This is a genomic window from Aquimarina macrocephali (genome assembly GCF_051627225.1).
Lineage (GTDB): Bacteria > Bacteroidota > Bacteroidia > Flavobacteriales > Flavobacteriaceae > Aquimarina > Aquimarina macrocephali.
Genome location: NZ_CP151795.1, coordinates 5,374,605 through 5,389,568, shown reverse-complemented (window position 1 = coordinate 5,389,568; position 14,964 = coordinate 5,374,605). Strand labels below are relative to the sequence as shown.

The following is a 14,964-nucleotide window of genomic DNA, read 5'->3' as shown; positions in this document are numbered from 1 at the left end:
GGGCAGAGGATACAAATAGTTGTAAGTATATCTATAAATAAAATTATGGTATATTTAGAATAGTTTTATTCTAACCAAATTTTAATATTATGAAAACAGGAATTAAGTTATTTACTATTATGTTTCTTTTCGGAATAATTTCTTGTACAGATAAGAAAAAAGAAGAGGAAGAAACCAAAGCAGCTGTAGAAAAAATAGAAGCGGTTGAATCTGAATTAGATCAAATCTCAGAAGAAGTAGAAACCAAAGTAGAAGAATTGGAAGAATCTTTAGAAGATTTGGATAATATTTAAAAGACCTTTTAGTAATAAACCTTCATACCTTAATTATTCTAACATTAACTAAAAAAGACTATCATGAAACTTATAAAACTAGTATTGGTATTTGTTTTGATTTTCACTTTAGGGAATCAAGTTACTATTGCTCAAGGAAAATCTCAGGAAGCAAAAGAAAAAGTAGCTGAGAAAAAAGCAAAAGCAAAGGAAAAAGCTGAAAAAACTCAGGTAAAGGCAGAAAAAAAAGCAGAAAAAGCTCAAGAGAAGGCTGAGAAAGCCAGAGAGAAAGCAGAAAAAAAAGTTGAAAAACTAGAAGGAAAAGCAGAAGAAGCGAAGGATAAAGCTATTGAAAAGGCTGAAAAAGCTGAAGAAAAGGCTGAAAAGGCCCTAGAGAAAGCCGAAAAAAAGGTAAAAGGTAAAGCCTATGGCAAAAATAAAGAAGGATTAACTGGTAAGGAATTTGGAATGGCCAGAGCTGAAGAAGCTAAGAATATGGTGAAAGAACGTAATGAGGTGTTGAAAAAGAATGAAGAAAGGATAACTAGAGGTAAAGAAAAAATTGAAGCAGCAAAAGAACGCCTGGCAAAAGCAAAGGAAAAGGAGGGAGAAGAAGCTCTAACTCCTGAAGAAATAGCAGAAAAAGAAGCCAAAATCACTAAAGCCGAAGAAAAGCTAAAAGCCTTAGAAGAATCAATTAAAAAAGGAAAAGAAAAGATGAAAGAAGGAAAAGAAAAATTAGACAAATTATATACTAAGGAACAATAAAAGCCTAATAAAACTATAAAAAGAGAATCGTCCGGTAAGTTTTGAGTAACTTTCCGGACTTTTTATACGATAAAAATAATGAGAAAAACAGCCATATTTATTCTACTTGTAACCACTATTTTTTCTTCCTGTAAGAAAGAAAAACCATCTGATTTGATTGAGTTTAAAAGTGGACCCTGGAAAGCAACTTTAGAAGTTCAGGGTAATAAAAAACTTCCTTTTTTGATTGAAGTAATGGAGGATCAAACCTTAAGAATTTTTAATGCCGAAGAAACAATCGATGTAGATGAAGTTATAATCAATAAAGATTCTATACTAATTAAGTTTCCTGTTTTTGAAGGGTATATCGCTGGTCGATTTATAGATTCGATGACAATTTCTGGAAGTTTTATTAAAAAAAGCCTGGATAGAGTGGTGCCTTTTACGGCAAATTATGGAGAACAGGATCGATTTGAAATTGTTTCAAAATCAAATCATGATATTACAGGAAATTGGGAGACAATTTTTAGTAAAGACAATGAAGAAGATAGGTATATAGCCAAAGGTACTTTTAAACAAAATGGAAATATGGTTACGGGTACATTTAGAACAACTACAGGAGACTATCGTTATTTAGAAGGCGTTTTAAATAATGATCAATTACAATTATCAACTTTTGATGGAGCTCATGCTTTCTTATTTACTGCGCAAGTTACAGATAGTACATTGAGTGGTTATTTTTATTCGGGTAATCACTGGAAAGAGCCTTTTGTAGCTAAAAGAAATGAGAACTTTAAATTACCTTCTGAAGATTCACTAACTTTTCTGAAAGAAGGATATGATACATTAGATTTTAATTTTCCTGATGTTGAAGGAAACCAAATTTCGCTTAAAGATGATCGGTTTAAAGATAAAGTGGTAATCGTACAAATTATGGGAACCTGGTGCCCAAACTGTATGGATGAGACCAAATATTATGTAGAATATCAGAATGAGCATAAAAACAATGGAGCCGAATTTGTTGCATTAGCTTTTGAATATGCAAAGACCGAAGAAAAAGCATTTAAATCCATAAAACGATTACAGCAAAAATTAAAGGTAACATATCCGGTTCTTTTAGCTCAATATGGAACTTCAGATAAACAGAAAGCACAAGAAAAACTACCGATGCTAAATCATGTATTATCATATCCAACTACCATTTTTATTGATAAAAAAGGACAAGTACGTAAAATACACACTGGTTTCAATGGCCCGGCTACAGGCCAAAAATATGTAGATTTTAAAAATGATTTTGAAGGTTTTGTTAACCAGTTGTTAAAAGAATAATATGGTTTAACAATCAATTATGACTTTATTTTTGAGTTTAACACTACCGTAACATTAGGATTGAGATATACCTCTTACATTGTTTAAGTCAGAAATTAGATTTTTCTAAGTGATAATAATTAATCAAAAAAAAAGTCATGAAACAATTCAACTTAATTACAACTTGTATTGTGAGCGCAATGATGTTGCTCTCAATTCAAACAAATGCGCAACTTACTACACCTGAAGGAAGCCAACGTGCCCAAGTAATGCAACGTGTAGGAACTACAAATATCACAATTGATTATGGGAGACCAAGTGTAAAAGAACGTGAAATCTGGGGAAAACTAGTTCCTTATGGATATAATAACCTGGGTTTTGGAACATCTACAGCGGCACCCTGGAGAGCAGGAGCTAATAGCAATTCGACTATAGAGTTTACTCACGATGTAAAAATCGAAGGAAAAGATATTAAGGCAGGTACTTATGGCCTACATATTGCTTTAAAAGAAGATGGTGGTGCTACTGTTATATTTTCTAATAATTCTAACTCCTGGGGAAGTTATTTTTATGATGAAAAGGAAGATGCTTTACGTGTAGATGTTAAAACCAAAGAGACAGCACATACCGAAATGCTAACTTTTTTATTTCCTAAAGTAGAAGCTAACAGTGCGGTAGTAGCATTGAGGTGGGAGAAAAAAGAAATTCCTTTCACGATCGAAGTTGATGTGAAAAATGTTGTAATGAAAGGCATTAAGAATGATCTTCGCAATTCTGCAGGTTTTACTCAGACAAATTGGGATAATGCTGCAAATTATGCATTTAGTGCAGGTGAGTTAGATCAAGCACTAGAGTGGGTTGATGCATCTATATCCGGTAGTTTTTTTAGTAAAGAAACTTTTGCTAACCTATCTCTTAAATCACAAATTTTGGCTAAACAAGGGAAAACAAGTGAAGCTATGACTTTTGTAGATAAAGCTGCCAAACTAGGAAGTACTTCACAGGTTTTTAGATTAGGAACAGGTTTAATAAGCTTAGGGCAAAAAGATAAAGCGCTCCTTATTTTAAAGGATAACGTAAAAAATAGTAAAGGCGCATGGCCATCTAATTATGGATTAGCAAAAGCGTATTCGGCAACCGGGGATTATAAAAATGCTATAAAAGCGATAAATACATCATTAAGCAGTGCTCCTGATCGATTTAAAGGAAGATTAAACGGTGATTTGGAAAAACTTAAAAATGGAAAAGATATAAATTAAAGGAATAATCTATAGCAATAATGAAAGACCGTCTAAATTTTATTAGACGGTCTTTGTGTTTTATTTCATATATAACTTAGTCAGTTAATTTTCTCATTATCCATTCAATAGGGCCATATTTTGAATACTTTTTATTAATCATTGAAAAGATAAGACATACTATAATAAAGAACAATGCGTATAAAAAGGAAAAGTTAACTGTATACTCTCCCATTTTTATAGGGCTAACAATTTCTATAAATCCCATTCCTATTATGACATGTGCAATATAGAAGGTTAAAGCAAGTTGCCCCGTGTTTTTTAATATATGTATGAAAGTGGTATTCTCATATTTCTTTGAAATTAGAATACAAAATGAAATAAGGAATATGGCTACACTACTTCCAGAAATCATGTATAAAGGTAATGGTGGCATAGGATCTGTTCCAAGAATCGGAGTTAATTCTGAGATCATTTCTTGGTTTCCCATAGAAAAGAAAGCAATAGAAAAATAGGATATTATCTGTACGATTATAAATACTGTAAGGCTAACCCATAATGCTTTTATAACTACTTTAATATTACTTAATTGCACCTTGCCAAACCACATTCCTATAATCATAAATGCACTCCAGGGGAAGACGGGATGAAAACCATTAAAAAAAAGGTTTTTTAAAAAACCTTTTACAGTCCATAGGTCTATATAGCTCATTTTTGCATAGTCCCATCCATTATCATAATCCCATAATATCATAAGTATAGGATATAACATCACCATTCCTATTGCAATAAATGATAGTGTTTTTGGCTTACTTTTTATTAAAAATATTGCCAGAAGTATATATATCCCATAAAAGTGTAAAATATCTGCTTGCCAGATTGTGGAATAGGATATGCCAATTAAAAAAAGAAATAGAGCTCTTTTTAGAAGTTTGTATTTGTTTTGGTTTAGTTCATCTGCATTATTGCGATGTAATGCACCTTTTGTCATTAATGAGATTCCTACACCTGCCAGAACAACAAAGGTTGCAGCTGCTTTACCATCTAATAATCCTAAAATAGTATTCAAGAATGGATTACCATGATTTCCAAATACCATTTTAAAATTAACTATAATCATTCCAAAGATTGCCAGTGCACGTGCAACATCAATTCCAATAATTCTTTTTTGCATAGCACTCTTTTTTTTTGCAAACAAATATAGATGAGCAGGTTAGAAGTGGTATTGTTCAATACAGACAATTATTATTTTACAGGAATATAAATCTCGGTAAGGAGTTCTTTTTCTGGAGTATTAGTTTCATCATTAAGATAAAACTCTAAAGTAGGTTTGTCTTCAAACTCTAATTGTACTTCGGTTATCCAGTACCCATAGATTAAATTGTAAGTATCTGTAGAACTCTCATGACTACCTTTGTGTAAGAACTTGGCATATTTTTGCTGTGCTATATGTTTGGTTTTAAATAACCCTTTTAAAGGAAAGTCTATTTCTTTTTCTAGAACAATCCCGGCATTATACCTGCAATGTACAGTGTCTGTGATTGCATCATCATCTAATATTTCACCCAATATAATTGTTTCGTCTTTTAATAAATCATGTTTTGAGGCGTATGAGACCAATTGTTTCCAGGTTTTTTCTATACCATTGATATTTTCATAAGATCCTTGATAGGTTAAATATAAAATATCAAAACCAGGAATTTCTTCGAGTTCATAATTAAGAACTTGTTCTTGAGTGTTTTCTAATGAGAAGATCGCTTTTTGGGTAATGTATTGTTTGACTTTGTTCGAATTTCGAAAAGAAGAAGGAGAACATTTAAACTGTTTTTTAAAAGCTTTACTAAAAGCAGCAATATCACTATATCCAATTTCATGGGCAATATCAGAGATGTTCTCAGATGAAAATTTCAGGTATTCTGCGGCCTTTTCTAATTTTATTCTTTTTATATATAGACCTATAGTTTCGTGATGCAGTGCAAGAAATATTCTGTTTATATTTCGATAAGAATAAAACGATATGTCTTCTATATCTTTTTTACTGATCTCATTTTTAAATTTCTCTTCTATATAGAGAATTAATTTTTTATAACGTTCCAGTTGTGTTGGATTTCCCATGTTTTATCATTTTAAAGGAAAGGTACTACGAAATAGTAGTATCAGAGTTGTCTTTTTAGGATAATTAGATATGTTATTCATAGCGTGAAATAAGAATTTTAATGCAATATAGAGATTATGCTTTTTTGTCTTAATAGGACAAACGACATACTGTTCATGCTTACTAGTTTTGGTTAAAATTTAATAGTAGAACATGAACAACAAAACAGGTATAAAAGCTTTAATGGTAATATTATTCATTTTTTCAATCTATAATGTCAAAGCACAAACTATAGATAAGAATAGCCTCTTAAAAAAATGGGATCTTGATACCTACAAGATTGGAGTTAAGAAATACCCACCATCTAAAAAAGAAAAAAATGACTATATCCTTTTTAAAAAGGATATGACCTTTATCTCTATGTCTGATGGGAAAATGGAGAGCGGTGCCTGGATGTTAAACACTAATGGCAGCTATATAATGATGACTGATGATAAAAAAGAAAAGGTAAAGGCACACATCGTCGTTTTAACATCAGTGAATTTGGTGTTGCGTTTTGATATTAAAGAGATTAGGGAGATAGAGGTTCATTATGCTTTTAATTTATAAAATCAAGTTTATAATGAAATCTATCTGGTATGTATCAATGTTTTTCTTGTCTTCTATAGTATTGTCTCAAGAAAAAATAGCCTTAAAAACTGTTCCTTTTCATACAGAAAACTCATCAATATACATAGAACAGGTTTTCGATACTCGGAAAGAGAAAAACTTAGGATTAGGGACCAATAAATTTGGAGAAAAAGTCATTTTTCAATTACACCCAAATGCACCAAGGGCTATTCTAAGTTTTATGAAAACTTCTTTTTCGCATGCTAAAGATGCAAAACCAATATATATAAAAGTTGAGAATTTAGAAATTCAACAATCTCAGAGTAGTATAAATCATATAACGACCAGGGTGTATATAGACTTGGTTTTTTATGAAAAAGAAAATGATAAACTGAAAGAACTTCATGCTGTACGGCACTATGAAGAAGAAATTTTTTCTATGTCTGATGAATCAAAAATATTTGAGACCTATGAAAAAAGAATCAGAGCTGCATTAGAATATTGTACCCTAAGTTTTATGAATCATTATAAAAAAGGGAACAGACCAGACTCTACATCAAGAGGTATACAAACAAACGTAGAAGATGTTTTTTATGAGAAATCTAAATTAAAACATGCAGAACGATTAGGGAAATGGTTTAACATGTTGACATATAAAAAAATATATAGTAAGCATAAAGAGGGATGGAAAATTAGTTATATAGGATTTGCTGATAGTGATAAAAACTTCATCATGCCCTTTATAATATCTTATGATAGATATAGTATAAAACGAAGTTCATTGCTCAATAAAAACTATACGTCTGTAGATGCCTTTAGTATAGGAGGTGGTTTTGACGGGTATTTAAAAATAGTACCTGGGTTATATGCTAATATAAGCCTAGAAGTGCCTTTGGGGCTTGAAATCGCAAAAAAAACAGAAGGTAAAAAACAACACAATTTTCTTATCGGAATAAGCTCTAGACAGGGAATAAAAATTATCCCATGGAAAGATTATGGTATTGTGATTGGAGCTGGTGTTTTTCAACAAATACAAACTTCTAAAGTGTATACCAGAAACTTCGGATTTGAGCTCGAACTAGGGGTTAATTTTTAATCTGAAAACTGATTTCAGAATAGTAATGTATTCAATTAAAACAAACAAATAAATCAAAATGAAGAAAACAATTAAATTAATGTTATGTACAGTGTTATTGGGGATAGTAACTATAAGTGCACAAGAAAAACAAAAAGGGATAGAATTTGGAATTAAAGCAGGAGCTAACTTAACCGAATTTAGGAATACATCTTCTAAATTTAAAATAGGGATAATGGGAGGAGTCTTTTCTCAATACAGGCTATCCGAAAAATTAGCAATTCGATCCGAAATACTTTATTCTGCTCAAGGAGCAAAATCAAAGATTAGTTCTGGTAAAATAAAATTAAACTACATCAATATATTACCGGCGATCATAAAATTCTACCCTATTAATAAATTAAGCCTCGAAGCCGGGCCTCATGTAGGATATTTGTTAAGTGGTAAAGGAGCAGGTTTTGTAAAGAGTAATTTTAAGAAAATCGATTACGGAGTAGCTTTGGGTATAGGATATTCCTTAACTGATAATTTAGAAGTTGGAATTAGATATAACCTAGGGCTAGTTGATATTACCAAAGCGAATACTACATCACTTAAAAATTCAGTATTTCAAGCTGGTTTAGCTTATAAATTATAACATTTATAATGATTGTATTGATCAAATTAGTAGTAGAACAGATTATATCATTTTTTGTATAAAGAATTTAAAAGCAGAAAAGACAGGAAGTAAGATGTCAAAAAGTTATATGATATAATAAAAGGTTTAGGGTAATTCTAAACCTTTTTTGCTGAAATGAAAACCGAATTGTTAATATTATATGACTATGATAGAAAGAAGTTTTATTATGCATTGATCTTATGTTAAATTACGGTATTAGCGTATCTTTGTACTACCAAATTGTTATACATGAGTAAAGCCGTTTATATTGCTACTATAGAACCTAATAGTGGTAAATCTATTGTTGTTTTGGGTATGATGCGTATGCTTCTGGGTAAAGTAGCCAGAGTAGGGTATTTTAGACCAATTATTGACGATCCTAAAGAAGGAGAAGTTGATAATCATATCAATACTGTAATATCGCATTTCGAATTAGATATTAACTTCAAAAAAGCCTATGCGTATACAAGAAGTGAAGTACTTCAAAAATACAATCAAGGTAAATCAGGAGAAATTATAGATGAGATTATCAAGAAATACAAAAATCTTGAAGAAAGATTCGATTTTATATTAGTAGAAGGTACTGATTTTTCTGATGAAGGTAATATCATTGAGTTTGATATTAATGTTATTATTGCCAAGAATCTGGGTATCCCAGCTGTTATTGTTGCAAGCGGAATTGATAAACAAAACGATGAAATTGTTAGTAATCTAAAACTGGCATATGATACTTTTAATAGTAAAGACGTAGAGGTATTGGCTATGGTAGCAAATAAGGTTACCCAAGGTTGTGAAAAACAATTAGAAAATAGTTTTGAAAAAGATTTTGGGAATGATGTCGATCGTATTATTATTCCAAAAATCAACTCTTTGATTAACCCTACTATCAAAGAGATTGTAAACGAATTAGAAGGTAATGTGTTGTTTGGTAAAGAATACCTCAATAATCAAGCTGGTAGTTTTGGAGTGGGTGCAATGCAATTGCGTAACTACCTTACACATCTTAAGGATAATAGCCTTGTAATTACCCCTGGAGATCGTGCTGATATCATTTTGGGAGTATTGCAAGCAAATATTTCTGATAACTATCCAAAGATTTCTGGAATTATACTTACTGGAGGAATTATCCCTGAATCACCAATACTTAAATTAATAGAAGGAGTTTCTTTATCTTTTCCTATTATATCGGTACCTAGTGGTACATTTTCTATTACCAATAAAATAGGGGCCATTAAATCTAAAATTTATCTAGATAATCTACAAAAGATAAACACGTCGATTAGCATATTCGAAAAATATGTTAATGAAGATCAACTAGCTGATAAACTGATTACATTTAAATCAGAAGGATTGACCCCACGAATGTTTCAATATAATTTATTAAGACGTGCTTTAAAACATAAAAAACATATTGTTCTTCCAGAAGGATCAGATGAAAGAATCCTAAGAGCTACATCCAGATTATTAGCTTCGGGAGTTGTGGATATTACTTTAATCGGAAACGAAAAGAAAATAAAGAGTAAAGCTATAAAACTCGATATTCCAATAGATTTTGATAAAATACAGGTTGTTTTCCCTACAGAATCTCCGTATTATGATGATTATGTGCAAACATTTTATGAGCTAAGAAAGCACAAAAATGTAAACCTGGATATGGCCAAAGATATGATGGCAGACGTATCTTATTTTGGTACGATGATGATATACAAAGGTCACGCCGACGGAATGGTCTCGGGAGCAGTGCATACTACACAACATACAATAAGACCAGCTTTACAGTTTATAAAGACAAAACCAGGAGTAAAAGTTGTTTCTTCGGTGTTTTTTATGTGTTTAGAAGATCGAGTTTCAGTTTTTGGTGATTGTGCAATTAACCCTAATCCTAATGCAGAACAATTAGCTGAAATAGCAATTTCTTCTTCAGAATCTGCAGCAGCGTTTGGGATTGAACCAAAAGTTGCAATGTTATCATACTCGTCGGGAACCTCTGGTAAAGGAGAAGATGTAGAAATTGTTAGAGAAGCAACTTCAATTGTAAAAGAAAAACATCCTGATTTAAAAATTGAAGGACCAATACAATATGATGCGGCAGTAGATTTAGAAGTGGCGCAAAGCAAATTACCAAATTCTGAGGTAGCAGGCCAGGCCAGTGTTTTAATATTTCCTGATTTAAATACAGGTAATAATACCTACAAAGCTATTCAACGAGAAACAGGAGCATTAGCTATTGGTCCAATGCTGCAGGGTTTAAATAAACCAGTTAATGACCTGAGCAGAGGATGTACTGTTGATGATGTATATAATACTGTAATTATAACAGCAATTCAGGCTCAAGGATTATAAAAACAGAGTGAAGAAATGCCTGATTTTAATACTCTAAACTCTTAAAAAAATATGCAAATACTTGTACTAAATTCTGGAAGTTCATCTATAAAATTTCAACTATTTACTATGCCTGCCGCAAAGGTAATTTGTTCGGGCTTGGTAGAACGTATTGGTTTAGAAAATGCTAAAATCTCTTATACGTCAGAAAAAAATAAAATTGAAAAAACGGTAAGCGTAAATACTCACAAAGATGGATTACAATTAATAGCCAGTTATTTGATGGATGATGAAGTAGGAGTGATCCGATCGGCATCAGAAATTCATACCGTTGGCCATAGAGTAGTGCATGGAGGAAGCACTTTTGCAGAAACAGTTGAAATTACAGAAGAAGTAAAACAAAAAATCAAGAAACTTTCTGCGTTAGCACCATTACATAATCCAGCAAATTTGGAAGGAATTTTGGTTGCCGAAGAAATTTTTTCTGATGCACAACAAGTAGCTGTATTTGATACAGCTTTTCATCAAACTATTCCTGTGGAAGCCTATAAGTATGCTATTCCGAACAAGTTTTTGGATGAGCATAATATCAGAGTATATGGTTTTCATGGTACCAGTCATAAATACGTTTCAGAAAAAGCTATAGAATTTTTAGGGAAAGAGAAATCGATGTCCAAGATGATTACAATTCACTTAGGAAACGGATGTAGTATGACTGCTGTTCAGGATGGTAAAAGTATTGATCATACTTTAGGATTTGCACCCATGAATGGATTGATCATGGGAACTCGATCCGGAGATATTGACCCTGCAGTGATCTTCTACATGGTTAATTCCTTGGGGTACTCTCTAAAAGAAGTAAATGATCTTTTACAAAAAGAAAGTGGAATGTTGGGGTTAACAGGGTATAGTGATTTACGGGATATTGAATCTGAGGCAGAAAAAGGAAATAAAGACTGCCAGTTAGCTCTGCAAATGAATGCTTATCGTATCAAAAAATTTATTGGAGCATATGCCTCAATTATGAATGGTTTGGATGCTATTGTATTTACTGCCGGAATAGGTGAGAATTCTGATAAGATTAGAGACTTGGTGTGTAAAGATCAAGAATTTTTTGGTATTCAATTAGATGACGAAAAGAACAGTATTCGATCTAAAGAAATAAGAGATATAAGTTTACCCTCTTCAAAAGTAAAAATATTAGTTATTCCTACTAATGAAGAATTAGAGATTGCCAGGCAATCGTTCAAATTATTAGCATAAAAGCATTGTAAAAAAGAAAACTAGAGAATCCCGATAGTAATGCATGTACATCCCGAAAAGAGGTATATATTCTTTTATGGTCAAAAGCTATTGTCGTTCAGCAAATTCTTTAAATTGTCTGAGCCATTTTTCTGCTGGTTTTCGATACATACTCGGAAATAAAATTGCCATCAATTTTGGCATAATCCAGTTTATACGAGTGTACTCGTATTCGAATTCATACTTTGTTTTGTTTTCGCTTAATGCAATAAAATTACATTTCATGGTATTGTCCATATGTTTATGATGATAACTAGCTTCAAATGAATGTGGAAGTTCATTTTTAGTTATTGTTTCGATCAATTCCATATCATGTTTTCCGTGTTTATAAAACATTTTGGAAACAGTACCTACTTTACCCTTTTCTCCACTGACCAATTCTTTTTTAATAAACCCATCTTGATATTCTTTAAGATTATCCGGGTTTGCAAACAGCTCAGCCACTTTATCTAATGATTGATCAATCTCGATATAACCTTTATGTTTCATAAGAATTTAGTTTTAAATGGTTACAAATTACATTCAGATTTATTTTGCTTTAATTCATGATTTATAAGTTGGCTTCAAGTTTCTTTTCTATTCGTTTAATGGTATTCCAGTTACGAGTTGTGATATGCTTACCAAAATATCGTTCTAGAACTTCCATTCCTTTTGGGGTCTTAGTTATAGAAAGGTCTAAGACACTTACAATAGTTTTGTCGATCTTATCGATAATTTTAAAAGCATTATTATCACTTGTCCATGGTAATTGTAAATCGGTTTCAACATCTTCCTTCAAAAATGAAACATACAATCGAATATCTTTTGTTACCAGGATGTCTTTAAATGGATCTCGATCCAACAAATCATACATCATTTCAGATTTTCTTATGATGGTTGGGATAGGAAAACCAAAGGTCTTTGCTAAATGATCAGAAATCGTTTTTTCGAGACTCTTTGCATCACCTTTTGTTGAGTCAAATATTATATTTCCAGAATTAAGAATTGTAATTACTTTTTCGAAATTCAAATTTTCCATTTCTTTACGAAGTTCGGCCATAGGAACCTTGTGATGACCACTCACATTAATTCCTCGCAGTAAAGCAACATATTTACTCATTTCTTTAAATTTTATTTTAGTGTTTTTCTTCTTTTTTTAATTCATGTTTTAGTTTTTTTGTGTAATCAACAAACTTTTTTCCAATCATCTTATTTGCTTTTAAAGTCAAATCGACTTTATTTTTATCATTATCTAACCAAAGAAAGAGTTTCTCTTTGTGAAAATAATATCGATCTTCAATTATTGTGGTTTTATTTGAATCAAATTCTTCATTGTAGATTGGTATGTTGTAACGATATTGCTGGTCAAATGCAAAAAATAACTTTTTGTTTTTGAAATAATACTGAGTTATGTTTTTTCCGGTTTCTCCAAATTCAATTATTTCGATTAATTTTAAATCATCATTATCGAAATATGCAGTTACATGGCCTCCTTCGGTAGTATTTAATTCAATTTCTGAGGATCTTTTTATATAAAAATCCATATTGTTTCTTATCATCTTATACTCAGATCTAATTTCTTTCAAGGTTGTTTCTTTCGATTGCGCCGAGATTGGTTCTAATCCAAAAAACAAAAGAGTCAATATAATTATAGTTTTTTTCATAATTGTTAGTGGCGTTATATATGAAAGTAGGATCTTGATAATTGTAATCTTTTTACCATAAATGTATTAAAAAAGCGCAAGCTTTGATGACTTGCGCTTAATTAGCTGTTTTAATGTATCTTATCGTAATACTATTCTTGTTGTATTAGATCTATTACAAAATTTAGTTGTGTGTCAACTTGATTGATATAGTCGGTATACGTTTGTGATACGTTATAATCTGGTATTATTCCTCTATTGTAAATTTGGTTTTCTTTTTTAGCAACATCTTGCTCCAAATTTACTACAGAAAAGAATAGTTCAATTTTGGATTTTGGTAAAATATAACCCAAAGTATTATGCCCGTTATGTCCATAATAGCCACCCATTGTTTCTTCTCCTATGGTGATTGCATTACTGTTTCCAGCAACCATTGCGGCAAATAAACTACCAGCAGAAGCCACTCGCGGACTAATCAATAGGTATATATTTCCTGTAAAGGCATTTTTATTTGGTGTTCTAATTTTATGATCAGCACTGGTCGAATCTTGATAAAATTTTCCGTTTTCTTCTTTTGGAAATTGATTTTGAAAGCTTTTATTGTATTTACCAACTCCAAGAGGTCTTAGAAATCTAGGGATTTTGGTGTATGCATATTTTAGATAAGGAATTTTGTTGAAACTTATCCATGCTTGTTTGTTCTCTGAAAAATTACGCTGTGTTAAATAAGAATATGTAACCAAATCGTTAGGGTCTGTTCCTCCGCTATTGTAACGAATATCAACAATTAAGTTTTTAATATTGTTATTTTTGATACCGGTAAAAACACTATCTAAAAAAGAAACATATCGTAAATGCATCGGATTCTTCTCACTTCCCATTCCAAAATCATTTATTGTTAAAATTCCGGTTTCATGGTCAATAGATTTGTAACTATAAATTTCATTTTCCTTCCAATCCTTATAATTAACTTCATCAAATGGTTTCGAATATCTATTCTTTATATTTTTATAATAAGCGCTAAAACTTATACTAGGTAAGACCTTTTGCTGAATTTTATCTGAATCATGAACTCGATACTTAACTTTAAAAGTGTTTTCAAGACCGTAGTGTAACCTATAATATCTGCTAAAATTATAATGAATTCCAATTGATTTCCCCGTAATATTTACACCATCTGTTGTATAATATTTGTGTAAACTTTGTAGTATTTCATTAATTTTTAAATTATTTATCGAAACTATTTCTGCACCTAAAGGAATTTCCTTGTTAACAATATTTACTATTACTTTGTCTTGAATTAATTTTATCGGCAAAGGGAAATATCCTTGCTCTTCATTTTTCATTGACTTGAACACTTTTTTTGGTAATGAAATGTCATTGTGTAAACTGCCTTCAAAATCGGTTAATTGATAAATTATATTATAAAAATCTCTATATGTTTTTGATTTTTTAACTTCTTTAAATGCCCATTGATATATACTATCTATTTGTTTTTTAGTGCGATATTTATGGAGGCCAGAATTTGCTTTAATTCGTATGTCTTTAAAAATCTGCAGATCTTTTGTCATCTTATCAATAGAAAATTTTTCATCTAAAGATTGAGCAAATAGAGCAGAGGTATAGCATATTAAAAAACAAGTAAGTAAGGATATTCTGTATTTCATAAAGTAATTTTTTTCAAAAATATGTTTATACAGATACTCTAACTTGTAG

Annotated in this window: 15 protein-coding genes; 9 read left to right on the top strand and 6 right to left on the bottom strand. The window is 31.1% G+C overall.

Features of this window, described 5'->3' with window-relative positions; translation table 11 throughout:
* Window positions 1-89: 89 nt before the first annotated feature.
* From AAFU52_RS23980 to AAFU52_RS23965, 4 genes are all read left to right on the top strand, one after another.
* Window positions 90-293 carry a hypothetical protein gene (locus AAFU52_RS23980; protein ID WP_024772615.1) on the top strand — a complete coding sequence of 68 codons (204 nt, stop codon included), beginning with the start codon at window positions 90-92 and terminating at the stop codon, window positions 291-293.
* Between the two features lie 63 nt (window positions 294-356).
* The gene (locus tag AAFU52_RS23975) at window positions 357-1,040 is read left to right on the top strand and encodes a hypothetical protein (RefSeq protein WP_438423936.1); all 684 of its coding nucleotides are present in this window, start codon (window positions 357-359) and stop codon (window positions 1,038-1,040) included.
* Window positions 1,041-1,118: 78 nt separating this feature from the next.
* Window positions 1,119-2,348, top strand: coding sequence for a peroxiredoxin family protein (locus AAFU52_RS23970; RefSeq protein WP_438423934.1), 1,230 nt, complete (start codon window positions 1,119-1,121; stop codon window positions 2,346-2,348).
* Between the two features lie 137 nt (window positions 2,349-2,485).
* Window positions 2,486-3,586: a DUF2911 domain-containing protein gene (locus AAFU52_RS23965; protein WP_438423932.1), complete on the top strand. Its 1,101-nt coding sequence runs from the start codon at window positions 2,486-2,488 to the stop codon at window positions 3,584-3,586.
* A 76-nt stretch (window positions 3,587-3,662) separates the two neighbouring features.
* On the opposite strand, the gene AAFU52_RS23960 is transcribed toward AAFU52_RS23965, so the two are convergent.
* Together AAFU52_RS23960 and AAFU52_RS23955 are read right to left on the bottom strand one after the other, a co-directional pair.
* Window positions 3,663-4,739, bottom strand: a complete 1,077-nt coding sequence (locus AAFU52_RS23960; protein ID WP_438423931.1) for a DUF418 domain-containing protein — start codon at window positions 4,737-4,739, stop codon at window positions 3,663-3,665.
* Window positions 4,740-4,810: 71 nt separating this feature from the next.
* Window positions 4,811-5,680: an AraC family transcriptional regulator gene (locus AAFU52_RS23955; protein ID WP_024772620.1), complete on the bottom strand. Its 870-nt coding sequence runs from the start codon at window positions 5,678-5,680 to the stop codon at window positions 4,811-4,813.
* 193 nt (window positions 5,681-5,873) lie between these two features.
* Here AAFU52_RS23955 and AAFU52_RS23950 point away from each other — a divergent pair, with 193 nt between their 5' ends.
* The 5 genes from AAFU52_RS23950 to AAFU52_RS23930 all read left to right on the top strand — a co-directional run bounded on the left by AAFU52_RS23950 (window position 5,874) and on the right by AAFU52_RS23930 (window position 11,587).
* Entirely contained in the window at window positions 5,874-6,269 is a 396-nt protein-coding gene (locus AAFU52_RS23950) for a lipocalin family protein (protein ID WP_024772621.1), read from the top strand.
* Between the two features lie 13 nt (window positions 6,270-6,282).
* Window positions 6,283-7,365 carry a hypothetical protein gene (locus AAFU52_RS23945; protein WP_438423929.1) on the top strand — a complete coding sequence of 361 codons (1,083 nt, stop codon included), beginning with the start codon at window positions 6,283-6,285 and terminating at the stop codon, window positions 7,363-7,365.
* 58 nt (window positions 7,366-7,423) lie between these two features.
* Window positions 7,424-7,981: a porin family protein gene (locus AAFU52_RS23940; RefSeq protein ID WP_438423927.1), complete on the top strand. Its 558-nt coding sequence runs from the start codon at window positions 7,424-7,426 to the stop codon at window positions 7,979-7,981.
* A gap of 270 nt (window positions 7,982-8,251) precedes the next feature.
* Complete coding sequence (pta, locus tag AAFU52_RS23935; RefSeq protein WP_438423926.1) at window positions 8,252-10,345, top strand: phosphate acetyltransferase; 2,094 nt, start codon at window positions 8,252-8,254, stop codon at window positions 10,343-10,345.
* A 51-nt stretch (window positions 10,346-10,396) separates the two neighbouring features.
* Complete coding sequence (locus AAFU52_RS23930; RefSeq protein WP_438423924.1) at window positions 10,397-11,587, top strand: acetate/propionate family kinase; 1,191 nt, start codon at window positions 10,397-10,399, stop codon at window positions 11,585-11,587.
* Window positions 11,588-11,674: 87 nt separating this feature from the next.
* Here the strand turns inward: AAFU52_RS23930 and AAFU52_RS23925 are convergent, their stop codons facing one another.
* The 4 genes from AAFU52_RS23925 to AAFU52_RS23910 all read right to left on the bottom strand — a co-directional run bounded on the left by AAFU52_RS23925 (window position 11,675) and on the right by AAFU52_RS23910 (window position 14,915).
* Complete coding sequence (locus AAFU52_RS23925; RefSeq protein WP_438423921.1) at window positions 11,675-12,115, bottom strand: SRPBCC family protein; 441 nt, start codon at window positions 12,113-12,115, stop codon at window positions 11,675-11,677.
* A gap of 61 nt (window positions 12,116-12,176) precedes the next feature.
* Window positions 12,177-12,725 carry a DUF1697 domain-containing protein gene (locus AAFU52_RS23920; protein ID WP_024772627.1) on the bottom strand — a complete coding sequence of 183 codons (549 nt, stop codon included), beginning with the start codon at window positions 12,723-12,725 and terminating at the stop codon, window positions 12,177-12,179.
* Window positions 12,726-12,741: 16 nt separating this feature from the next.
* Window positions 12,742-13,269, bottom strand: a complete 528-nt coding sequence (locus AAFU52_RS23915; protein WP_438423920.1) for a hypothetical protein — start codon at window positions 13,267-13,269, stop codon at window positions 12,742-12,744.
* A gap of 131 nt (window positions 13,270-13,400) precedes the next feature.
* Complete coding sequence (locus AAFU52_RS23910) at window positions 13,401-14,915, bottom strand: S41 family peptidase (protein ID WP_438423918.1); 1,515 nt, start codon at window positions 14,913-14,915, stop codon at window positions 13,401-13,403.
* Window positions 14,916-14,964 lie beyond the last annotated feature (49 nt).